General features: G+C 51.8%; 18 protein-coding genes and 1 riboswitch. Of the genes, 6 read left to right on the forward strand and 12 right to left on the reverse strand.

Annotated features, from left to right (window positions below; translation table 11 throughout):
• Nucleotides 1-90: 90 nt before the first annotated feature.
• On the reverse strand, nucleotides 91-948 hold the full coding sequence (gene murI / locus ATB02_RS18375) for a glutamate racemase (protein WP_104918046.1): 858 nt from the start codon (nucleotides 946-948) through the stop codon (nucleotides 91-93).
• Nucleotides 893-2,737 (reverse strand): TonB-dependent vitamin B12 receptor BtuB, encoded by a 1,845-nt coding sequence (gene btuB, locus ATB02_RS18380; RefSeq protein WP_105272042.1) that lies wholly within the window; start codon nucleotides 2,735-2,737, stop codon nucleotides 893-895. The genes murI and btuB overlap by 56 nt, the downstream gene beginning before the upstream one ends.
• A 65-nt stretch (nucleotides 2,738-2,802) precedes the next feature.
• A riboswitch (cobalamin riboswitch) is annotated at nucleotides 2,803-2,992 on the reverse strand.
• Between the two features lie 113 nt (nucleotides 2,993-3,105).
• Here btuB and trmA point away from each other — a divergent pair.
• Nucleotides 3,106-4,206 (forward strand): tRNA (uridine(54)-C5)-methyltransferase TrmA, encoded by a 1,101-nt coding sequence (gene trmA / locus ATB02_RS18385; protein ID WP_105272043.1) that lies wholly within the window; start codon nucleotides 3,106-3,108, stop codon nucleotides 4,204-4,206.
• A 39-nt stretch (nucleotides 4,207-4,245) separates the two neighbouring features.
• On the opposite strand, the gene ATB02_RS18390 is transcribed toward trmA, so the two are convergent.
• Nucleotides 4,246-4,605: a YijD family membrane protein gene (locus ATB02_RS18390; RefSeq protein ID WP_000806411.1), complete on the reverse strand. Its 360-nt coding sequence runs from the start codon at nucleotides 4,603-4,605 to the stop codon at nucleotides 4,246-4,248.
• Nucleotides 4,605-5,255, reverse strand: coding sequence for an HTH-type transcriptional repressor FabR (fabR, locus tag ATB02_RS18395; protein WP_001309117.1), 651 nt, complete (start codon nucleotides 5,253-5,255; stop codon nucleotides 4,605-4,607). The genes ATB02_RS18390 and fabR overlap by 1 nt, the downstream gene beginning before the upstream one ends.
• Before the next feature lie 331 nt (nucleotides 5,256-5,586).
• Here fabR and sthA point away from each other — a divergent pair, with 331 nt between their 5' ends.
• Nucleotides 5,587-6,987: a Si-specific NAD(P)(+) transhydrogenase gene (gene sthA / locus ATB02_RS18405; RefSeq protein ID WP_001120810.1), complete on the forward strand. Its 1,401-nt coding sequence runs from the start codon at nucleotides 5,587-5,589 to the stop codon at nucleotides 6,985-6,987.
• Here the strand turns inward: sthA and oxyR are convergent.
• From oxyR to argC, 4 genes are all read right to left on the reverse strand, one after another.
• Nucleotides 6,970-7,887 (reverse strand): DNA-binding transcriptional regulator OxyR, encoded by a 918-nt coding sequence (oxyR, locus tag ATB02_RS18410; protein ID WP_001025939.1) that lies wholly within the window; start codon nucleotides 7,885-7,887, stop codon nucleotides 6,970-6,972. The genes sthA and oxyR overlap by 18 nt on opposite strands.
• Nucleotides 7,888-8,153: 266 nt before the next feature.
• On the reverse strand, nucleotides 8,154-9,527 hold the full coding sequence (gene argH / locus ATB02_RS18415; RefSeq protein ID WP_105272044.1) for an argininosuccinate lyase: 1,374 nt from the start codon (nucleotides 9,525-9,527) through the stop codon (nucleotides 8,154-8,156).
• Nucleotides 9,528-9,587: 60 nt separating this feature from the next.
• Nucleotides 9,588-10,364: an acetylglutamate kinase gene (gene argB / locus ATB02_RS18420; protein ID WP_001362445.1), complete on the reverse strand. Its 777-nt coding sequence runs from the start codon at nucleotides 10,362-10,364 to the stop codon at nucleotides 9,588-9,590.
• A gap of 7 nt (nucleotides 10,365-10,371) precedes the next feature.
• A complete protein-coding gene (gene argC / locus ATB02_RS18425; RefSeq protein ID WP_032185651.1) occupies nucleotides 10,372-11,376 on the reverse strand; it encodes an N-acetyl-gamma-glutamyl-phosphate reductase in 1,005 nt (334 codons plus the stop codon).
• A gap of 153 nt (nucleotides 11,377-11,529) precedes the next feature.
• On the opposite strand from argC, the gene argE reads away from it, so the two are divergent.
• From argE to ATB02_RS18445, 4 genes are all read left to right on the forward strand, one after another.
• Nucleotides 11,530-12,681, forward strand: a complete 1,152-nt coding sequence (gene argE / locus ATB02_RS18430; RefSeq protein ID WP_001355357.1) for an acetylornithine deacetylase — start codon at nucleotides 11,530-11,532, stop codon at nucleotides 12,679-12,681.
• A 301-nt stretch (nucleotides 12,682-12,982) separates the two neighbouring features.
• Nucleotides 12,983-15,634, forward strand: coding sequence for a phosphoenolpyruvate carboxylase (gene ppc, locus ATB02_RS18435; RefSeq protein WP_001005598.1), 2,652 nt, complete (start codon nucleotides 12,983-12,985; stop codon nucleotides 15,632-15,634).
• A gap of 183 nt (nucleotides 15,635-15,817) precedes the next feature.
• Entirely contained in the window at nucleotides 15,818-17,551 is a 1,734-nt protein-coding gene (locus ATB02_RS18440; RefSeq protein WP_000556307.1) for a phosphoethanolamine transferase CptA, read from the forward strand.
• Nucleotides 17,552-17,752: 201 nt separating this feature from the next.
• On the forward strand, nucleotides 17,753-18,604 hold the full coding sequence (locus ATB02_RS18445) for an AraC family transcriptional regulator (protein WP_105272045.1): 852 nt from the start codon (nucleotides 17,753-17,755) through the stop codon (nucleotides 18,602-18,604).
• Here the strand turns inward: ATB02_RS18445 and ATB02_RS18450 are convergent.
• Genes ATB02_RS18450 through ATB02_RS18465 form a run of 4 tightly spaced genes read right to left on the reverse strand, consistent with a single transcriptional unit; the run spans nucleotide 18,591 to nucleotide 22,446 of the window.
• The gene (locus tag ATB02_RS18450; RefSeq protein ID WP_000323849.1) at nucleotides 18,591-18,932 is read right to left on the reverse strand and encodes a PTS fructose-like transporter subunit IIB; all 342 of its coding nucleotides are present in this window, start codon (nucleotides 18,930-18,932) and stop codon (nucleotides 18,591-18,593) included. The two genes, ATB02_RS18445 and ATB02_RS18450, sit on opposite strands and share 14 nt — an antisense overlap.
• A gap of 1 nt (nucleotide 18,933) precedes the next feature.
• A complete protein-coding gene (locus ATB02_RS18455; protein WP_105272046.1) occupies nucleotides 18,934-19,812 on the reverse strand; it encodes a [formate-C-acetyltransferase]-activating enzyme in 879 nt (292 codons plus the stop codon).
• Nucleotides 19,778-22,075 (reverse strand): formate C-acetyltransferase, encoded by a 2,298-nt coding sequence (locus ATB02_RS18460; RefSeq protein ID WP_105272047.1) that lies wholly within the window; start codon nucleotides 22,073-22,075, stop codon nucleotides 19,778-19,780. Before ATB02_RS18460 ends, ATB02_RS18455 begins: the two co-directional genes overlap by 35 nt.
• 50 nt (nucleotides 22,076-22,125) lie before the next feature.
• Entirely contained in the window at nucleotides 22,126-22,446 is a 321-nt protein-coding gene (locus ATB02_RS18465; protein ID WP_000161265.1) for a PTS fructose-like transporter subunit IIB, read from the reverse strand.
• Between the last annotated feature and the right edge of the window lie 4 nt (nucleotides 22,447-22,450).

A 22,450-nucleotide genomic window follows, 5' to 3' on the forward strand; every position in this document is an offset into this window, starting at 1 on the left:
CGTGTCAGTGGTGGCGCATTATAGGGAGTTATTCCGGCCTGACAAGAGGAAATTTAAAATAATTTTCCGACCGCGCAACATTCAACCAAATCAGCCTGAAACTGCCAGTTTTTCGAGCGTTTTGAAGCCGTAACGCTGTAAAACGGGTAATAACTGTTCAGCTTCTGGCGTCATAGCCATGCAAAAGGCAATATTCGCATCGGCGGATTTTGCATCCGGGGCTTCATGTTCTAACAACCATGCCGTTCGGCGAGCAATCGCTGCGCCAGAATCCACCAGCCGTGTTCCCTCTGGCAGCACCTGTAACAGTTCTTCTTGTAGTAGAGGGAAATGGGTACACCCCAGTACAACAGTATCTGGCGGCTCTTTCATTCTTAACCACGGACGCAAGATACGTTTTAGCGCATCCAGAGAAACATCTTCGCCATGCAGCTTCGCTTCAGCCAACTCAACCATCTCTGCCGAGCCCAGCATTTCTATCTGGCATTCATTAGCGAAACGCGCGATCAGCTCATGAGTATAAGAACGTTTAACTGTTCCGCGGGTTGCCAGTAATCCGACAATGCCATTAGCTGTCAGACGTGCCGCTGGCTTAATTGCCGGAACGACACCGACAACCGGGAACGCAAACTTCTCGCGTAATGCAGGAAGTGAGACGGTACTGGCGGTGTTGCAAGCAACAACAGCCAGCGCAAGGGGATAACGCTCTTGCACCGCAGTGACAATTTCCACCACTCGCTCAACAATAAACTCTTCGCTTTTTTCGCCATAAGGGAAAGCGACGTTATCGAAAGCATAAATGTAATGGAGATCCGGCAAGAGATGCCGGATCTCGTCATAGACCGACAACCCACCGACGCCGGAGTCAAACACCAGCACGGTGGGACGTGGTTCAGAAGGTGTAGCTGCCAGACAAGGTGTATTCCCGTCCTGCAGTTTGGTAGCCATAGACTGTCTCATAATCTTTGTCGAACAGGTTGGCTATTTTACCACGAACTGTCAGGTGAGAGGTGACCGGATACGCAACCGCAAGATCCCACAAGCTCACACCGCCCATTTTGACTGACTTATAGGGCCAGGATGAGTAATCCGAATCGTATCGCGATCCCAGATATTGATAAGTTACACCCCAGTCAAAATCGAACACTTGCCAGTCGAGCTGATACTTTACTTGCTGTTTAGGACGACGTTCTAACGGTTTGTCAGTTAAGGCATTTCTGGCATCCGTATAATCGTAGCTAACGGTATGCGCCAGTGGTCCAGTATCAAAGTTTGCTGTAGCCTCAATTCCCTTAATGCGTACTTTTCCGTCGTTGTAATAACGAAGGGTATGTGGATCATAGTTAATCATTTCACTGATATCATTACGATATCCTGAAATACGCCAATTTACGCCTGCTGTTAAACCTTCAAATGCCCCTTCCCACTGTTTGCTTTTTTCCGGGTCCAGATTCGGATTACCATACATGCCATATAACTGCCCCAAATTTGGCGCTTTGAAAGCAGTTCCATAGGAAGCGATAAAGCTATAACCCTCAATAAACTCCCATCCCACACTGGATTGCCATGTTGTGTGGCGATCAAATTGCGAGTTGTCGTCATTACGCACCGCGCCTTCTAACGTAAAATCGCCAACTTTTTGTAATCCAGTCAGATAAATCCCCGTGTTACGCTGATCGTAACCTTTTGGCAAATATCCAGTTCCAGGAGTAGTGGATTGTTTTTGCCAGTCGATACCAGCTCCAACATCACCGTGACCGACTGTGACGCTATTTGTCCACTGGAGATTGTATTGTTTCATCTCATCCAGGTTAGCTGATGCGTCATAGCGTCCATAATGTGGATCGTAGTTGTAATCTTTACTATGGCTATAACTGGAAACAAGTTGAGATTGCAGTGTTTCGCCAGCGTAGCGAAGACCCGCATCCCAGCTTTGACTATAAAGTTTTCGTGTATCAATCAGCGGAGAACCGGGAGAGTACCAGGCGTCATATTTAGTTCGGTTATCATAGCCGTAGCCACGAACAAATCCGCTCCACGTATCAGAGAAGTTATGTTCAAGTTTGCCGTAGAGTGTTTTACTTAAAAAACCGTCTCTGTCTGACTGTGGCTGCATCCCAGTGTTGCCATAGGCAACGACATCAAATCCCCTGGTATAGGCATAATCACCAAGAAGTGTTACTCGAGTATTTTCGCCAATTTGTTGCTGAGTGGAAATATCGTAATTTTGATAACTATTACTTCCCCATCCTGCTGAAATTTCAGTACCAGTATTCTCACGGGAGGTAATAATATTTATCACACCGCCAATGGCATCTGAGCCATAAATCGCTGAACGTGGCCCACGGATATATTCGATACGCTGCACCAACGCGATCGGAAACTGACTCAGGTCAGCCGCTCCACTGACACCTGCTAAATTCAGACGTACACCATCAATTAAAACCAGAGCATGGTTAGAGTTCGTTCCACGAAGGAAAATAGTTGAGAGCTGACCTTCTCCTCCATTTTGTGCAATTGCCACACCAGGCAAACGGCGGAGAACATCATTTACAGAGGAAACTTGCCATCGATCAATATCCTCACGTGTCACGACAGTGACAGGAGCGAGCACGGCACTTAATGGTTCCTGAAAACGGTTAGCCGTAACGACGAGAGTATCCGGGCTGGTATCCTGTGCCCAAGCAGAAAATGCCGTGACGGAACACGCCGTCAGCAGCGAAGCTTTTTTAATCATTGTAAAGCATCCACAATAGAAGAAGGATGCCGCAGGCTTCATCAATATTACGCGATGATGAGAACCAGATGCGACGTTAGCCGGCAGGTCTTCGGGCTTGGAGGGGTATATAAAATACTAAGAGATGATGACTTCCCACCGGATGGCAGTGTCCGCATAACGCAATCATCGCACCTTTCCTTACCGCTGCGCGTCAGCTCCAGATTTGCACTGGATTCCCTATTAACTCACAGGACCGGCGAGTGGATGCTACAGGTTGTAACAAGTTGCTGTCCAGACGTAGCTCACAAATAGGAATACATCAAGATCTGGACATCTGATGAGCAATCCCTACAATCGCCGCGTACATTTCATTTTCAGGATACATCATGACCCCCGAACACCTTCCAACAGAACAGTATGAAGCGCAGTTAGCCGAAAAAGTGGTACGTTTGCAAAGTATGATGGCGCCGTTTTCTGACCTGGTTCCGGAAGTGTTTCGCTCGCCGGTCAGTCATTACCGGATGCGTGCGGAGTTCCGCATCTGGCACGATGGCGATGACCTGTACCACATCATTTTCGATCAACAAACCAAAAGCCGCATCCGTGTAGATAGCTTCCCCGCTGCCAGTGAACTCATCAACCAGTTGATGACGGCGATGATTGCGGGTGTGCGTAATAATCCCGTTCTGCGCCACAAGTTGTTCCAGATTGATTACCTCACTACGTTGAGTAATCAGGCGGTGGTTTCCCTGCTGTACCATAAAAAGCTGGATGATGAGTGGCGTCAGGAAGCGGAAGCCCTGCGCGATGCACTGCGAGTGCAGAATCTGAATGTGCATCTGATTGGTCGGGCAACGAAAACCAAAATCGCGCTGGACCAGGATTACATCGACGAACGTCTGCCGGTCGCAGGGAGAGAAATGATCTACCGTCAGGTGGAGAACAGTTTCACCCAGCCGAACGCGGCGATGAATATTCAGATGCTGGAATGGGCGCTGGACGTCACCAAAGGCTCAAAAGGCGATTTACTGGAGCTGTACTGCGGCAACGGTAACTTCTCATTAGCCCTGGCGCGCAATTTTGATCGGGTATTAGCCACCGAAATCGCCAAGCCTTCGGTCGCTGCCGCGCAATACAACATTGCCGCTAACCATATTGATAACGTCCAAATTATTCGTATGGCGGCAGAAGAATTTACTCAGGCGATGAATGGTGTGCGCGAATTTAATCGCCTGCAAGGGATCGACTTAAAGAGTTATCAGTGCGAAACCATTTTTGTCGACCCACCGCGCAGCGGTCTGGACAGTGAAACCGAGAAAATGGTGCAGGCGTATCCACGTATTCTGTATATCTCCTGCAATCCGGAAACGTTATGCAAGAATCTGGAAACATTAAGCCAGACGCACAAGGTTGAACGTCTGGCTCTGTTTGATCAGTTCCCCTACACGCACCATATGGAGTGCGGCGTACTACTGACCGCGAAGTAAAATCTATGCCGGATGCGCCAGCATCCGGCATGATACCGATTACTCAGCAACTTCCTGCTTACGGTTACGCATCTTCGCGCCAATCCAGAACACCATAATGACGGACAGTACTGCCGGGAAGAAGTTAGAGCCGATATCCGGATATTCCGCACGAACTACCGTGCTGTACAGCAGTACGCCGAGAATAAAACAAGCAGCAGCCAGACCCGGCAAGCCTACCGGCATAGTGCGATTAAGATAACGTTGATGCAGGCAGTAAACTGTCAGCACCAGGGAAATAATCGGGAATACAGAAAATGGCACAATGGAGCTAAACAGCGCTGCGAAAGTACCATTAATCGATAAGCCAGCCACCAGCGCCAGCAGCAGCGTACCTCTATCTTGATTTGCTTGTTTCATTACTCGTCCTTCACATTTCCCGGAATAATTGCGGTTTTCTCTTGTTCACGGCGATACCAGTAATAAGCCCCTTTCGAAATCATTCGCAGTTGCAGTACCAGTCGCTCTTCTAATTGCCGACGTTGTTCGACGCCGACGTCCAACGCCTCGGCACCCGCACTGAAGACAATCGTCACCATGGCTTCGGCTTGCGCTTCAGTAAACGCACGCGGCATATGGTTTTCGAGTTCCAGATAGTCCGCAAGTTCCGCAATGAAGTGCTGAATTTCACGCGCAACGGCGGCACGAAACGCAGCGGAGGTGCCGGAGCGTTCCCGCAATAATAACCGGAAGGCGTTAGGATTATTACCGATGAACTCCATAAATGTGGAGACCGAGGTGCGGATCACACTCCCACCTTTGGCGATACGCTGACGCGCCTGGCGCATGAGTTGGCGCAGCATTAAACCGCTCTCATCAACCATGGTCAGACCGAGTTCGTCTACGTCGCGAAAATGCCGGTAAAAAGAGGTGGGAGCAATGCCCGCTTCACGCGCCACTTCACGCAAACTCAGGCTGGCGAAGCTGCGTTCAGCACTTAATTGGCTAAATGCGGCTTCCACCAGCGAACGGCGGGTTTTTTCTTTTTGTTGCGCTCTTACGCCCATCACGATGTCTGAATCCTTGCCAAAAGTACTGCAGGCACTATACCAGAGAATGAACATACTGGATTGCTCCAGTGTTGTGAATGAACGGTAACGCAATAAAACATATTTACTGCAATTCTTTGGCCGGTTCTTTTACGAACAACGGAAACCTGCCACTTAAACGGTGAGTACTGGCGATAAAAATCCAATAAAACGTTCAAGGCAAAAGTAAGAAACAGACAAAGCAAAGGCCGCTCACGATATAGCCAGATAAATGACGGGGATCAATTGGCTTACCCGCGATAAAATGTTACCATTCTGTTGCTTTTATGTATAAGAACAGGTAAGCCCTACCATGCCACATTCCTACGATTACGATGCCATAGTAATAGGTTCCGGCCCCGGCGGCGAAGGCGCTGCAATGGGCCTGGTTAAGCAAGGTGCGCGCGTCGCAGTTATCGAGCGTTATCAAAATGTTGGCGGCGGTTGCACCCACTGGGGCACCATCCCGTCGAAAGCTCTCCGTCACGCCGTCAGCCGCATTATAGAATTCAATCAAAACCCACTTTACAGCGACCATTCCCGACTGCTCCGCTCTTCTTTTGCCGATATCCTTAACCATGCCGATAACGTGATTAATCAACAAACGCGCATGCGTCAGGGATTTTACGAACGTAATCACTGTGAAATATTGCAGGGGAACGCTCGCTTTGTTGACGAGCATACGTTGGCGCTGGATTGCCCGGACGGCAGCGTCGAAACACTAACCGCTGAAAAATTTGTTATTGCCTGTGGTTCTCGCCCTTATCATCCGACAGATGTTGATTTCACCCATCCACGCATTTACGACAGCGACTCAATTCTTAGCATGCACCACGAACCGCGCCATGTACTTATTTACGGTGCTGGAGTGATCGGCTGTGAATATGCGTCGATCTTCCGCGGTATGGATGTAAAAGTGGATCTGATCAATACCCGCGATCGCCTGCTGGCATTTCTCGATCAAGAGATGTCAGATTCTCTCTCCTATCACTTCTGGAACAGTGGCGTAGTGATTCGTCACAACGAAGAGTACGAAAAGATCGAAGGCTGTGACGACGGTGTGATTATGCATCTGAAGTCGGGCAAAAAGCTGAAAGCCGACTGTCTTCTCTATGCCAACGGTCGTACCGGTAATACCGATTCGCTGGCGTTACAGAACATTGGGCTGGAAACTGACAGTCGTGGACAGCTGAAGGTCAACAGCATGTATCAGACCGCACAGCCACACGTTTACGCGGTGGGCGACGTGATTGGTTATCCGAGCCTGGCGTCGGCGGCCTATGACCAGGGGCGCATTGCCGCGCAGGCGCTGGTGAAAGGCGAAGCCACCGCACATCTGATTGAAGATATCCCTACCGGTATTTACACCATCCCGGAAATCAGCTCTGTGGGCAAAACCGAACAGCAGCTGACCGCGATGAAAGTGCCATATGAAGTGGGCCGCGCCCAGTTTAAACATCTGGCACGCGCACAAATCGTCGGCATGAACGTGGGTACGCTGAAAATTTTGTTCCATCGGGAAACAAAAGAGATTCTGGGCATTCACTGCTTTGGCGAACGCGCTGCCGAAATTATTCATATCGGTCAGGCGATTATGGAACAGAAAGGTGGCGGCAACACTATTGAGTACTTCGTCAACACCACCTTTAACTACCCGACGATGGCGGAAGCCTATCGGGTAGCCGCGTTAAACGGTTTAAACCGCCTGTTTTAACACTTTATCGAAATGGCCATCCATTCTTGCGCGGATGGCCTCTGCCAGCTGCTCATAGCGGCTGCGCAGCGGTGAGCCCGGACGATAAACCAGGCCAATAGTGCGGCGTGGTTCCGGCTTAATACACGGCAAATAAACAACCCCATCGCGTTTGCGCTCCGGCGGCACAGCCAGTGCAGGCAGTAAAGTGATCCCGCTACCTGCCGCCACCATGTTGCGCAGAGTTTCCAGGCTAGTCGCGCGGAAGTGTGTATCTTCATCCGCCCCGGCTTCAAAGCAGAACCCCATTGCCTGATCGCGCAAACAGTGACCATCTTCCAGCATCAGCAGTTTTTCCCCTGCCAGATCGGCCATCGGTACGCATTCGCGGTTCGCCCACGGGTGATCTTCATAGATAGCCAGCAACATTGGCTCATCAAACAACGGCACTTCAATGAATGCTTCGCTCTCTTTCACCAGCGCGAGGATCACGCAATCGAGTTTGCCGCTGTCCAGTTGCGCCAGTAACTGGTGGGTCTGTGCTTCATGCAGATACATTTCCAGCTTTGGAAAGGTCTGGTGCAGCATCGGGATAATATGCGGTAACAGGTAAGGCCCAACCGTGGGAATCAAACCAATATGCAGCGGTCCGGACATCGTCTCACCCTGCTGGCTTGCCATCTCTTTAAGGACTTTCACCTCACGCAGCACGGTACGCGCCTGATCCACCAGCAGCATTCCCGCCTGGGTGAACAACACTTTACGGCTGGTCCGCTCCAGCAACATCACGCCCAGCTCATCTTCCAGCTTACGAATTTGCCCGCTAAGCGTCGGCTGGCTAACGTGGCAGGAATCTGCCGCACGCCGAAAATGGCGGTGTTCAGCCAATGCCACCAGGTACTCAAGATCACGAATATTCATTATCCATCCTCCATCGCCACGATAGTTCATGGCGATAGGTAGCATAGCAACGAACGATTATCCCTATCAAGCATTCTGACTGATAATTGTTCACAGAAACGGAGCGGCACCTCTTTTAACCCTTGAAGTCACTGCCCGTTTCGAGAGTTTCTCAACTCGAATAACTAAAGCCAACGTGAACTTTTGCGGATCTCCAGGATCCGCTTTTTTTTGCCATAAAAAAGCCCGGCGATAAGCCAGGCTCAAATTTGTACATATAATTGTTCTTACCCCAACCGCGCCTGCGCAAAAGCAATCGCCTGCGCCACCTGCTGCGGGGAGACGCCGCCTTTTGCTGCACGCTTGTCGAGGCACGATTGCAGCGACAGAATCGGATAGACATCTTCGCCAATCACCTCGCTGAATTGCTGCAACTCGACGAGCGGCAGATCTTCCAGCGGTTTGCCCTGACGAATGGCTTCCACCACCGCTTCACCAACAATATGGTGCGCCTCGCGGAACGGCACACCTTTCGCCACCAGGTAATCCGCCAGTTCAGTGGCGTTCGCATACCCCTGCTGCGCCGCTTCCTGGCAACGTGGGCGTTTCACCTGAATGCCGTCCAGCACCAGCGCCGCCATATGCAGGCAGTCCAGCCAGGTATCGAGCGCGTCGAACAGACCTTCTTTGTCTTCCTGCATATCTTTGTTATAGGCCAGCGGCAGACCTTTCAGCGTCATCATCATGCCAGATAACGCGCCCTGCACCCGACCGCATTTACCACGAATCAGCTCCAACGCATCCGGGTTTTTCTTCTGCGGCATTAATGATGAACCGGAAGTAACACGATCAGAAAGCTCCACAAAACCCGCTTCGCCGGTGTTAAAGAAAATCAGATCTTCGGCAAAACGCGACAAATGCACCATACCGATAGCGGCGGCAGAAAGCAGTTCCAGCACGTGGTCGCGGTCAGAAACGCTGTCGAGACTGTTACGGGTCGCCGAGGCAAAGCCCAGCCAGCCTGCTAACTGTTCACGGTCGATTTCATAGGCCGTTCCCGCCAGTGCGCCACAGCCTAACGGGCTGACATCCAGACGCTTAAGCGCATCCTGCAAACGGCTTTCATCACGCGCCAGCATCTCAACATAGGCCAGGCACCAGTGCGCAAACGTCACCGGCTGGGCGCGTTGCAGGTGAGTGTAACCAGGCATTACCGCGTCCTGATTATTCTGCGCGGTCTCGACCAGAGCGGATTGTAACTGTCGGTTAGCCGTCAGCAACTCGCTAACGGTATCCTTGCACCACAGTTTCAGGTCAGTCGCTACCTGATCATTACGGCTACGCCCGGTGTGCAGTTTTTTGCCTAACTGGCCCACTTTGTCGATCAGTTTGCCTTCTACCCAGCTATGGATATCTTCAGCGTCGCTTTCAAGAATTTGTTGTGGTCTGGCGCGAACATCTTCCAGCAGCACATTGAGCGCCTCTTCCAGTTGCACCTGTTCTTCTGCGGTTAACACGCCTACCGTTACCAGCGCTTTGGACCAGGCCACAGAGCCAACAATATCCTGCTCCGCCAGACGGTAATCAAAGCGCAGTGAGTCGTTGAATTGTTTAAACCGTTGATCTGCTGCCTGGGTAAAACGCCCGCCCCAAAGTGCCATAACTCTGTTTCCTTATTTTGAAATTCAATGCCAGAAAGCTACGTCTCCGGCCAACAAAACTTAAGCTAAAATCCGCGTACCCATCGGCATACCGTTAAACAGTGCCGGAAGCTGTTCCGCATGACGCCAGGAGGCAATATCTACCGGGCGACCCAGCGTGCGCGCAGCGTCCAGCGCCGCGTTCACTTTCACTATCATGCCGTCAGTAATAATGCCCTGCTCAATCAGTTGTTCTGCTTTCGCTGCGGTCATTTCGGCAATACGTTGCCCTTTGCCGTCGAGAATACCGCTGACATCAGAGAGCAAAATCAGATCCGCGCCCAGCGTTGCCGCCAGCGCCGTCGCCGCCTGGTCAGCATTGACGTTCATCAGTTGCCCTTCGTCCGTTACGCCAATGGAGCTGACCACTGGTAGATAACCGTTTTCCAGCAACGTGTTGATAAGCTTAGGCGAACCTGGCTGCGCCAGTCCAACATGGCCTAACTCTTCATCGAGCTGGGTCACTTTTACGCTGTCGCCGTCACCGAGAAACAAACCTACGGCTGCAATCTGATGTTTCTTCGCCCATGCCAGCAGGGTTTTATTTGCCGTTCCCGCCAGCGCTCCGGTGATAATGTCTATCTGATCCGCAGGCGTCACCCGCAGGCCGTTTTTCTTTTTCACCGGCAGATTCAGTCCTTTCATCAGCTCATCCACCACGCAGCCGCCGCCGTGGACAATCACCAGCGGACGCTGATGTGACTCGCGATAATTCACCAGGGCGCTAAACAGACGTTCCAGCGCCTCTTCACTATCCAGCAGTACGCCGCCCAGTTTGATAATTAATGGATTCATCATTGCACCCCTAAATAAGAGACTGCGTTTCCGCATAGCCGAAACGAATATTGGCGCACTGTACCGCTTGTGCTGCCGCGCCTTTCAATAAGTTGTCTTCGGTCGCCACAATAATCAGATGTTCCCCCTGAACGGCAAAACCGATATCGCAGAACGGCAGCCCGACGACATTTTTCAGCGCCGGAACGCCTTTGTCATACAACCGTACCAGCGGTTTATGGGCATACGCCTGCTGTAACGCTTGCGCGACTTGCGCCTGGTTCACGCCAGGCTTCAGGCGGCAGGTAATGGTTTCGAGAATGCCGCGCGGAAAATTGCCCAGATGCGGGGTAAAAATAACGTCAGCACCGAGATGCGTGGCGATCTCCGGCTGGTGGCGATGGGTAAAGACACCATACGGTTGCAGGCTAACTTCACAAAAACTATTTGAAATCGCTGCCTTACGTCCTGCTCCGCTCACACCACTGGTGGCGTTGATAACCGGCCACTGATTGAGGTCAAGAAGATCGGCATCAATCAACGGTTTCAGCGCCAATTGCGCCGCCGTCGGATAACAGCCTGGCACGGCAATCAAGTTCGCTTCTTTTAATTTATTACCGCACCACTCCGCCAGACCGTAAGCTGCCTGTTCCAACAGTTCCGGGTATTGATGGCTAAAGCCGTAATATTTTTCATAGAAGGTGGCGTCGTTAACACGAAACGCGCCGGAAAGGTCGAACACCACACAGCCCGCTTCAAGAAATTGTGGCGCTAAATCGTGACTAACTTCATGGGCAGTAGCAAGAAACACCACGTCCACCCCTGGGCTAAACTCACTGATATCCGACATCGGCTGCAACGGCAGATCAACGATGCCTTTTAGCTGCGGATGCAAATCGGAGATTAACTTTCCCGCATCATTGCTTTGCGCTGAAACAGTCAAAGCGGTTATGTTCATATGCGGATGGCGATTTACATAGGTCACTAGCTCTGCGCCAGCGTAACCGCTGGCACCCACAATCAGCGTATTCAACATCGGGGCTATTCACCTTCTTATGTCTGGTTGCCTGGTTAAACGTAAAACATTCACCTTACGGCTGGTGGGTTTTATTACGCTCAACGTTAGTGTATTTTTATTCACAAATACTGCATGAATATTGATACTATCATGACCAGAGGTGTGTCAACAATGAAAAACAAATTACCGCCATTTATCGAGATTTACCGTGCTCTGATTGCCACACCTTCAATAAGCGCCACGGAAGAGGCACTCGATCAAAGCAATGCAGATTTAATCACTCTGCTGGCGGACTGGTTTAAAGATTTGGGCTTCAATGTGGAAGTGCAGCCCGTACCGGGAACTCGCAACAAATTTAATATGCTGGCAAGTACCGGACAGGGAGCTGGCGGTTTGCTGCTGGCGGGGCATACCGATACGGTGCCATTTGATGACGGCCGCTGGACGCGCGATCCGTTTACGCTGACGGAGCATGACGGCAAGCTTTACGGCTTAGGCACCGCCGACATGAAAGGCTTTTTTGCGTTTATCCTCGATGCACTACGCGATGTCGACGTCACGAAACTGAAAAAACCACTCTACATTCTCGCAACTGCCGATGAAGAAACCAGTATGGCCGGAGCGCGATATTTTGCCGAAACTACCGCCCTGCGCCCGGATTGCGCCATCATTGGCGAACCGACGTCGCTGCAACCGGTACGCGCGCATAAAGGCCATATCTCGAACGCCATCCGTATTCAGGGCCAGTCGGGGCACTCCAGCGATCCAGCACGCGGAGTTAACGCGATCGAATTGATGCACGACGCCATCGGGCATATTTTGCAATTGCGCGATAATCTGAAAGAACGTTATCACTACGAAGCATTTACCGTGCCATACCCTACGCTCAACCTCGGGCATATTCACGGTGGCGATGCATCTAACCGTATTTGCGCATGCTGTGAGTTGCATATGGATATTCGTCCGCTGCCAGGCATGACACTCAATGAACTTAATGGTTTGCTCAACGATGCATTGTCTCCGGTGAGCGAGCGCTGGCCGGGTCGTCTGACGGTCGACGAGCTGCATCCACCGATTCCTGGCTATGAATGCCCACCGAATCATCAACTGGTTGAAGTGGTTGAGAAATTGCTCGGAGCAAAGACCGAAGTAGTGAACTACTGTACCGAAGCGCCGTTTATTCAGACGTTATGCCCGACGCTGGTGCTGGGACCTGGCTCAATTAATCAGGCTCATCAGCCTGATGAATACCTGGAGACACGGTTTATCAAGCCCACCCGCGAACTGATCACCCAGGTGATTCACCATTTCTGCTGGCATTAAAACGTAGGCCAAACAATGTCGGATGCGATGCTTGCGCATCTTATCCGACCTACACCTTTGGTGTTACTCAAGGCGATTTTTTAACATTTCCATAAGTTACGCTTATTTAAAGCGTCGTGAATTTAATGGCGTAAATTCCTGCTATTTATTCGTTTGCTGAAGCGATTTCGCAGCATTTGACGTCATCGCTTTTACGTGGCTTTATAAAAGACGACGAAAAGCAAAGCCCGAGCATATTCGCGCCAATGCGACGTGAAGGATACAGGGCTATCAAACGATAAGATGGGGTGTCTGGGGTAATATGAACGAACAATATTCCGCATTGCGTAGTAATGTCAGTATGCTCGGCAAAGTGCTGGGGGAAACCATCAAGGATGCGTTGGGAGAACACATTCTTGAACGCGTTGAAACTATCCGTAAGTTGTCCAAATCTTCACGCGCTGGCAATGATGCTAACCGCCAGGAGTTGCTCACCACTTTACAAAATTTGTCGAACGACGAGCTGCTGCCCGTTGCGCGTGCGTTTAGTCAGTTCCTGAATCTGGCTAACACCGCCGAGCAATACCATAGCATTTCGCCGAAAGGCGAAGCAGCCAGCAATCCGGAAGTGATCGCCCGCACCCTGCGTAAACTGAAAAACCAGCCGGAACTGAGCGAAGACACCATCAAAAAAGCAGTTGAATCGCTGTCGCTGGAACTGGTCCTCACGGCTCACCCAACCGAAATTACCCGTCGTACGCTGATCCACAAAATGGTGGAAGTGAACGCCTGCTTAAAACAGCTCGACAACAAAGATATCGCCGACTACGAACATAACCAACTGATGCGCCGCCTGCGCCAGTTGATCGCCCAGTCATGGCATACCGATGAAATCCGTAAGCTGCGCCCAAGCCCGGTAGATGAGGCCAAATGGGGCTTTGCCGTAGTAGAAAACAGCCTGTGGCAAGGCGTACCGAATTACCTGCGCGAACTGAACGAACAACTGGAAGAGAACCTCGGCTACAAACTACCCGTCGAATTTGTTCCGGTGCGTTTTACCTCGTGGATGGGCGGCGACCGCGACGGAAACCCGAACGTCACTGCCGATATCACCCGCCACGTCCTGCTGCTCAGCCGCTGGAAAGCCACCGATCTGTTCCTGAAAGATATTCAAGTTCTGGTTTCTGAACTGTCGATGGTTGAAGCAACTCCGGAACTGCTGGCGCTGGTCGGCGAAGAAGGTGCCGCAGAACCGTATCGCTATCTGATGAAAAACCTGCGTTCCCGCTTGATGGCGACACAGGCATGGCTGGAAGCGCGCCTGAAAGGTGAAGAAGTACCAAAACCAGAGGGTCTGCTGACGCAGAACGAAGAACTGTGGGAGCCGCTCTACGCTTGCTACCAGTCCCTTCAGGCGTGTGGCATGGGTATTATTGCCAACGGCGATCTGCTCGACACCCTGCGCCGCGTGAAATGTTTCGGTGTACCGCTGGTCCGTATTGATATCCGTCAGGAGAGCACCCGTCATACCGAAGCGCTGGGCGAACTGACCCGCTACCTCGGCATCGGCGACTACGAAAGCTGGTCAGAGGCCGACAAACAGGCGTTCCTGATCCGCGAACTGAACTCCAAACGCCCTCTTCTGCCGCGTAACTGGCAACCGAGCGCCGAAACGCGCGAAGTACTTGATACCTGTCAGGTAATTGCTGAAGCACCGCAAGGTTCCATTGCCGCCTACGTGATCTCGATGGCAAAAACGCCGTCCGACGTACTGGCTGTACACCTGCTGCTGAAAGAAGCGGGTATTGGATTTGCGATGCCGGTTGCACCGCTGTTTGAAACCCTTGATGACCTGAACAACGCCAACGATGTCATGACCCAGTTGCTCAATATCGACTGGTATCGCGGCCTGATTCAGGGCAAACAGATGGTGATGATTGGCTATTCCGACTCAGCAAAAGATGCGGGGGTGATGGCGGCTTCCTGGGCGCAATATCAGGCACAGGATGCATTAATCAAAACCTGCGAAAAAGCGGGTATTGAACTGACGCTGTTCCACGGCCGCGGCGGTTCCATTGGTCGCGGCGGCGCACCTGCCCATGCGGCGCTGCTGTCACAACCGCCAGGAAGCCTGAAAGGCGGCCTTCGCGTGACCGAACAGGGCGAGATGATCCGCTTTAAATATGGTCTGCCAGAAATCACCGTTAGCAGCCTGTCGCTGTACACCGGGGCGATTCTGGAAGCCAACCTGCTGCCACCGCCGGAGCCGAAAGAGAGCTGGCGTCGCATTATGGATGAACTGTCAGTCATCTCCTGCGATCTCTACCGTGGCTACGTACGTGAAAACAAAGATTTTGTGCCGTACTTCCGCTCCGCTACGCCGGAACAAGAGCTGGGCAAACTGCCGTTGGGTTCACGTCCGGCGAAACGTCGCCCGACCGGCGGCGTCGAGTCACTGCGCGCCATTCCGTGGATTTTTGCCTGGACACAAAACCGCCTGATGCTCCCCGCCTGGCTGGGTGCAGGTACGGCGCTGCAAAAAGTGGTCGAAGATGGCAAGCAGAGCGAACTGGAAGCCATGTGCCGCGACTGGCCATTCTTCTCGACGCGTCTCGGCATGCTGGAGATGGTCTTCGCCAAAGCAGACCTGTGGCTGGCGGAATACTATGATCAACGTCTGGTAGACAAAGCATTGTGGCCGTTAGGTAAAGAGTTACGTAATCTGCAAGAAGAAGACATCAAAGTGGTGCTGGCGATTGCCAACGATTCTCACCTGATGGCCGATCTGCCGTGGATTGCGGAGTCTATTCAGCTGCGAAATATTTACACCGACCCACTGAACGTATTGCAGGCCGAGTTGCTGCACCGCTCCCGCCAGGCAGAAAAAGAAGGCCAGGAACCGGATCCTCGCGTCGAGCAAGCGTTAATGGTTACTATTGCCGGGATTGCGGCAGGTATGCGTAATACCGGCTAATCTTCCCCCCTCCTGCAAACCCTCGTGCTTTTGCGCGAGGGTTTTCTGAAATACTTCTGTTCTAACACCCTCGTTTTCAATATATTTCTGTCTGCATTTTATTCAAATTCTGGATATCCCTTCAGATATCCTTAAGGAATTGTCGTTACATTCGGCGATATTTTTTCAAGACAGGTTCTTACTATGCATTCCACAGAAGTCCAGGCTAAACCTCTTTTTAGCTGGAAAGCCCTGGGTTGGGCACTGCTCTACTTTTGGTTTTTCTCTACCTTGCTACAGGCCATTATTTACATCAGTGGTTATAGTGGCACTAACGGCATTCGCGACTCGCTGTTATTCAGTTCGCTGTGGTTGATCCCGGTATTCCTCTTTCCGAAGCGGATTAAAATTATTGCCGCAGTAATCGGCGTAGTGCTATGGGCGGCCTCTCTGGCGGCGCTGTGCTACTACGTCATCTACGGTCAGGAGTTCTCGCAGAGCGTTCTGTTTGTGATGTTCGAAACCAACACCAACGAAGCCAGCGAGTATTTAAGCCAGTATTTCAGCCTGAAAATTGTGCTTATCGCGCTGGCCTATACGGCGGTGGCAGTTCTGCTGTGGACACGCCTGCGCCCGGTCTATATTCCAAAGCCGTGGCGTTATGTTGTCTCTTTTGCCCTGCTTTATGGCTTGATTCTGCATCCGATCGCCATGAATACGTTTATCAAAAACAAGCCGTTTGAGAAAACGTTGGATAACCTGGCATCGCGTATGGAGCCTGCCGCACCGTGGCAATTCCTGACCGGCTATTATCAGTATCGTCAGCAACTAAACTCGCTAACAAAGTTACTGAATGAAAATAATGCCTTGCCGCCGCTGGCTAATTTCAAAGATGAATCGGGTAACGAACCGCGCACCTTAGTGCTGGTGATTGGCGAGTCGACCCAGCGTGGACGCATGAGTCTGTACGGTTATCCGCGTGAAACCACGCCGGAGCTGGATGCGCTGCATAAAACCGATCCGAATCTGACCGTGTTTAATAACGTGGTGACGTCTCGTCCGTACACCATTGAAATCCTGCAACAGGCGCTGACTTTTGCCAATGAAAAGAACCCGGATCTGTATCTGACGCAGCCGTCGCTGATGAACATGATGAAACAGGCGGGTTATAAAACCTTCTGGATCACCAACCAGCAGACGATGACCGCCCGCAATACCATGCTGACGGTATTTTCGCGCCAGACCGACAAGCAGTACTACATGAACCAGCAACGTACGCAGAGTGCGCGTGAATACGACACCAACGTGCTGAAGCCGTTCCAGGAAGTGCTGAATGACCCTGCGCCGAAGAAACTGATCATCGTTCATCTGCTGGGTACGCATATCAAATACAAATACCGCTACCCGGAAAATCAGGGCAAGTTTGATGGCAATACCGATCATGTTCCGCCGGGACTAAGCGCAGAAGAGCTGGAGTCATATAACGATTATGATAACGCTAACCTGTATAACGATCATGTGGTTGCCAGCCTGATTAAAGACTTTAAAGCAGCAGACCCGAACGGTTTCCTGGTTTACTTCTCTGACCACGGTGAAGAGGTTTACGACACGCCGCCGCACAAAACTCAGGGGCGTAATGAGGACAACCCGACGCGTCATATGTACACCATTCCGTTCCTGCTGTGGACGTCAGAAAAATGGCAAGCGACTCATCCGCGTGATTTCTCGCAGGATGTTGATCGTAAATACAGCCTGGCGGAACTGATCCACACCTGGTCAGATTTGGCGGGCTTATCTTACGACGGTTACGATCCAACCCGTTCAGTGGTGAATCCGCAGTTCAAAGAAACTACCCGCTGGATTGGTAACCCGTACAAGAAAAACGCGCTGATCGATTACGACACTCTGCCGTATGGCGATCAGGTGGGTAATCAGTAATTATCAGCCAGGTGCTATTTGCCGGATGCGACGCCTGAATGAAGCGTCTTATCCGGCCTACAGATCGCGGCAGTAGGCCAGATAAAGCGACTGAAACTGCCGCAATGTTTACATCGAACTCCCATCAGGCCACACTTTTCAGGTGGCCTTTTTTCATAATGCCAGTTACTGTTTTCCCGTCTACATACCTAAGGGAATAACATGTATCACGACGTCAGCTATCTGCTCTCCCGCCTGATAAACGGCCCGCTGTCGCTGCGCCAGATTTACTTTGCCAGCAGCAACGGTCCGGCGCCCGATCTTGCGTATCAGGTCGATTTTCCACGGCTGGAAATAGTGCTGGAAGGTGAATTTGTTGATACCGGCGCTGGCGCAACGTTAGTTCCCGGCGATGTGCTGTACGTTCCCGCTGGCGGCTGGAATTTCCCACAATGGCAAGCCCCCGCGACCACCTTTAGCGTGCTGTTTGGCAAACAGCAACTCGGTTTCAGCGTCGTGCAATGGGATGGCAAACAGTATCAAAATCTGGCGAAGCAACACGTCGCCCGACGCGGCCCGCGCATTGGTTCTTTTCTGCTACAAACGCTCAATGAAATGCAAATGCAGTCGCAAGAGCAGCAAACGGCCAGACTTATCGTCGCCAGCCTGCTTAGCCACTGCCGCGATTTGCTCGGTAGCCAAATCCAGACCGCCTCACGTAGCCAGGCACTATTTGAAGCTATTCGCGATTATATCGACGAACACTATGCCACCGCGCTTACCCGCGAATCTGTCGCACAGGCGTTCTATATTTCGCCAAATTACCTCTCGCACCTGTTTCAAAAAACGGGGGCCATTGGTTTTAACGAATACCTGAATCACACGCGACTGGAACACGCTAAGACGTTATTGAAAGGCTATGACCTGAAGGTAAAAGAAGTGGCGCACGCCTGCGGCTTTGTTGACAGCAACTACTTCTGCCGTCTGTTTCGTAAAAACACCGAACGCTCGCCATCGGAATATCGTCGGCAATACCATAGCCAACTGACAGAAAAATCGACTACTCCAGAATAAGATGGGTTTGCTGTGGCGCAGAAAGCACTTTACGCACCGCGCTCATCACCCGCTGCGGCTCACGCAGGAACGCGTAGATGCTGCATTGCACGTAGCGGCAATGTTCAAATCGCTCAGCACCGGCAAGTTCAATATCCGTAATCAACAGCGCAACATCCGCCCGGCGGATATCCTCGTCCGCTAAACGATTCTCCGTTCCCAAAGCACCCTGAGTTTCAATGCTGACGCCCCACTTCTCTAACTGGCACAACTTTTCCAGCCGTTCCGCCGCCATATAAGTATGCGCCACGCCACTGACGCAGGCGGTTACTGCCACCAGGTATGCCATTTTAACCTCCCACGGTAACCTGAAATCCGGCCCGTTCTGCCATTTCGCGCATCGTTGCCACATCGGCTGACGACGGCGCTGGCACCTCTTTCATCGACCATGTTTTCCCCAGCAGACGGTATTTTGGTTCGCCGTACTGATGAAACGGTAACAGATGGATCTGCCTGATATTCAGCGGGATCAGCACGTCCAGCGCCTGCTGCATATTCTCCCGGCTGAGTGTGAAACCAGGGATCAGCGGTAAACGCGGGGTCACGTTGACACCCTCACTCACCAGCAAACGCAAGTTCTCCAGCACGCGTGGCAGGTTCATCTTCACCACATCCCGCGCCTGAGTCACGTCCATAATTTTTAAATCGAACAACACTTCATCGCACAATTTCGCCAGCGGTAACAACTTGCTGGTCGGCGCGTCTCCGGCAGTTTCAATGGCGCATGACACACCCCACAACCGAAGCCGCTGTAAAAAACGGGTAGCAAACTCCGCCTGCATTAACACTTCGCCGCCAGAAAGCGTGACGCCACCGCCGGACGCGCGAAAGAAAATGTCATCTTTCATCACTTCCCGCTCCAGCGCGTCAAGGCTGATATCGCGACCAATCCGTTCAAACGCGCCGGAGGGGCATTCATCCGCATCACGCAAACATTTTGCGCAGTGCAGGCATTTCGCCTCTCTGCGCACCGTCTGGATTTTGCCGGAGATCGACTCCGGATTAGCACACCACGGGCAAAGATGCGGGCAGCCTTTAAAAAAGACCACCGTACGAATGCCCTCGCCGTCATTCAGTGAATAACGCTGAATGTTGAAAATGCGCGCCACATCATCGCGGCGCGTTTCCACAACGTTACAGCTGATGCGCTGTCCGGCGGATGATGTCATCCTGGATCTCCTTCGACAGTTCGACAAAGAAGGCGCTGTATCCGGCAACGCGCACCACCAGCCCGGCATAATCTTGTGGGCGCTGTTGCGCTTCCCGCAACGTGTCGGCGTTCACCACGTTAAACTGAACGTGTTGTAACTTAAGCTGGGTAAATGCCCGTAAGAAGTCGGCTAGTTTGCGTAATCCCGCTTCACCTTCCAGGGTCGCCGGAGTGAATTTCACGTTCAGCAATGTACCGTTAGAAAGCAGCGTGTTATCGAGCTTGCTGACTGATTTCAGTACCGCCGTTGGTCCTTGTGCGTCCTGGCCCAGCATGGGAGACAAACCACCGTCTGCCAGTTGTTCCCCGGCAAAACGGCCGTCTGGCGTCGCGCCAACCACCGATCCCAACGGGACATGAGCAGAAACGGTATACGATCCTGGCGTGAAGTAGCCGCCGCGCGGGTTCTGGTATTTTTCCACTTCTTTGCAGTAATGACGCAGGAGTTCGGCGCTAATGTTATCCACCTCGTCGATATCGTTACCGTATTTCTCAAAGCGGTTAATTAAGCGAGCGCGGACTTTTTCGCCTTCTGGCGTTGCGAAGTTGGCTTTTAATACCGACAGCAATTCGTCAAAACTTAAACGCTGTTGCTCAAAAACCATCCCTTTCAACGCATGGAGAGAATCGCTCAGGTTGGCTATACCGATCCCCTGTACGCCGGAGAAGTTATAACGCGCGCCGCCATCGGTAATATCGCGGCCTTTTTCCAGACAATCGCTGATAAACGACGAGAGCAGCGGTACAGGAGCCCAGTCACGGTGACCGATATCACAAATATTGCTGCCTTCAACCATCAGGGTGATGTAGTGGCTGATCTTGACGCGGATCTGTTCCAGCAAACCTTCATAACTCAGCGCGGCATTGCCTTCATTTTCATGCAAGCAGATTTCCATCACTTTCAGCAGGTTAAACATCGCGATGTCATGCAAGCCGTAGGTTCTGCCAGGAATAGATAATTCCACGCAGCCCACTACGGAATAGTCGCGCGCATCTTCCAGCGAAACGCCACGGTTGAGGAACGCTGGCACCACCACTTCATCGTTAAAGATTTGCGGAATCCCCGTGCCGAGGCGGATGGTTTCTGCGGTTTTCATCAGGAAAGGCGTGTCGATCAAGGCGTTAGTGCGCACGCCGAGGTTTGGTTGCGGCAATTGCACGCTTTGATAAGCATCGAGACAGAGGAACGAAAGCACGTTCACTGCGCTACGTCCGTTCTCGGTTAACCCACCGAGCAGGGCGGTATAGCCGGTTGGGAAACCTGCGAAATAACGCGCGCTGCTGGTGGAGCGCAACAGCACGATGTCATTGCATTTCACCCATAAAGATTCGAGCAGTTCTTTCAGGAACGCCGGATCTTCGCCCTGGGTTAATGATGCCTGATAGAACGGCAACATATACTGGTCGAAGCGCCCTAAAGACAGCGAGCTGGCGTTGGATTCGTATTGGAGAATGATGTTCATGTACCAGAACAACTGGCACGCCTGCCAGAATGTCTGTGGCTTATGTTCGGCGTTATGGCGGGAGATCTCCGCGATAGTCAGCAGTTCTTCGCGACGCTGGGCATCAGTGCAGTTTGCCGCCATCGTTTCCGCCAGTTCGGCGTAACGCAAAATGTGTTTCTGCGAGGCTTCGAGCAATAACAGCGCAGCCTGATAAAAGTGATTCTCCGGCTGTTGCTGGCAATGTTGCTGCATCTGCGCCACCAGCTCACCTAGCCCGTGATTCAGCAGGCGCGGGTAATCAATAATGATGTGCCCCTGGCCTTTATCTGTCTGGTTGATACTGAAAATCTGCGTGCTGGTCGCGGCTTTTACTTCATCCGTCATCTGCCCGTTAATAAAATCTTTCATCGAGCGTTTTTCCCAGTATGGGAACAGCTCTTCGCGGTAGATACGTTTATCTTCTTCACTAATGGCGAAGCGGTCCTGCGGTCGCGTCGGAAATTGATCCAGCTCTTTCAGCAGCCAGTAAGGGTCCATTTCCGGCGACATAATCCCGGCGCGCGGTTTTACGGTACGGTTACCAGCAATCAGTTCTTCATCACGAATCGAAATTTCAACATGTTCAAGGATATACGCTGTTGCTTTCGCCCGGCGCAATATCACTGGCTCGCCTTCGGTTTGCCGATGGCTGGCGGTATAAAGCAGCGCCCGCTCCAGCGAGATTTCACGAGTATTAGCAAACAGTGCAGTTTTAAGGCGAGAGATACGATTCGTCATGAGGAACTCCTGTGGGGAAGCGAACCCGCCCTTGCGAGCGGGATAAGGACTTAAGCGGTTTGTGCCAGGTGAGCTTCAATTTTGCTCATAATGGCGTCAGCACGTTTTACCGCGTCGCTGATGTTGACGCGCACAATGGTCTTGCCAGCAAAACGCTCTTCAAACTTGATACCGATATCTTTGGTCAGAATCACCATATCGGCGCTCGCCACGTCTTCCGCAGTCAGTTCATTTTCCAGACCAATTGACCCCTGGGTTTCTACTTTCACTTCCCAGCCTTTCGCTTTCGCGGCGCTTTCCAGTGCCTCTGCTGCCATATAAGTATGGGCAACACCTGAAGGACATGCGGTTACTGCAATAATTTTCGTCATGGCT

The organism is Escherichia sp. MOD1-EC5189 (assembly GCF_002966045.1).
Classification (GTDB): domain Bacteria; phylum Pseudomonadota; class Gammaproteobacteria; order Enterobacterales; family Enterobacteriaceae; genus Escherichia; species Escherichia coli_F.

Coding starts and splice junctions, on each gene's coding strand:
- argC (WP_032185651.1), bottom strand. CDS start 11,376: ATGTTGAATACGCTGATTGTGGGTGCCAGCGGTTACGCTGGCGCAGAG.
- oxyR (WP_001025939.1), bottom strand. CDS start 7,887: ATGAATATTCGTGATCTTGAGTACCTGGTGGCATTGGCTGAACACCGC.
- sthA (WP_001120810.1), top strand. CDS start 5,587: ATGCCACATTCCTACGATTACGATGCCATAGTAATAGGTTCCGGCCCC.
- argE (WP_001355357.1), top strand. CDS start 11,530: ATGAAAAACAAATTACCGCCATTTATCGAGATTTACCGTGCTCTGATT.
- btuB (WP_105272042.1), bottom strand. CDS start 2,737: ATGATTAAAAAAGCTTCGCTGCTGACGGCGTGTTCCGTCACGGCATTT.
- ATB02_RS18455 (WP_105272046.1), bottom strand. CDS start 19,812: ATGACATCATCCGCCGGACAGCGCATCAGCTGTAACGTTGTGGAAACG.
- argB (WP_001362445.1), bottom strand. CDS start 10,364: ATGATGAATCCATTAATTATCAAACTGGGCGGCGTACTGCTGGATAGT.
- ATB02_RS18445 (WP_105272045.1), top strand. CDS start 17,753: ATGTATCACGACGTCAGCTATCTGCTCTCCCGCCTGATAAACGGCCCG.
- ATB02_RS18440 (WP_000556307.1), top strand. CDS start 15,818: ATGCATTCCACAGAAGTCCAGGCTAAACCTCTTTTTAGCTGGAAAGCC.
- ppc (WP_001005598.1), top strand. CDS start 12,983: ATGAACGAACAATATTCCGCATTGCGTAGTAATGTCAGTATGCTCGGC.
- argH (WP_105272044.1), bottom strand. CDS start 9,527: ATGGCACTTTGGGGCGGGCGTTTTACCCAGGCAGCAGATCAACGGTTT.
- ATB02_RS18390 (WP_000806411.1), bottom strand. CDS start 4,605: ATGAAACAAGCAAATCAAGATAGAGGTACGCTGCTGCTGGCGCTGGTG.
- murI (WP_104918046.1), bottom strand. CDS start 948: ATGGCTACCAAACTGCAGGACGGGAATACACCTTGTCTGGCAGCTACA.
- trmA (WP_105272043.1), top strand. CDS start 3,106: ATGACCCCCGAACACCTTCCAACAGAACAGTATGAAGCGCAGTTAGCC.
- ATB02_RS18460 (WP_105272047.1), bottom strand. CDS start 22,075: ATGACGAATCGTATCTCTCGCCTTAAAACTGCACTGTTTGCTAATACT.
- ATB02_RS18450 (WP_000323849.1), bottom strand. CDS start 18,932: ATGGCATACCTGGTGGCAGTAACCGCCTGCGTCAGTGGCGTGGCGCAT.
- ATB02_RS18465 (WP_000161265.1), bottom strand. CDS start 22,446: ATGACGAAAATTATTGCAGTAACCGCATGTCCTTCAGGTGTTGCCCAT.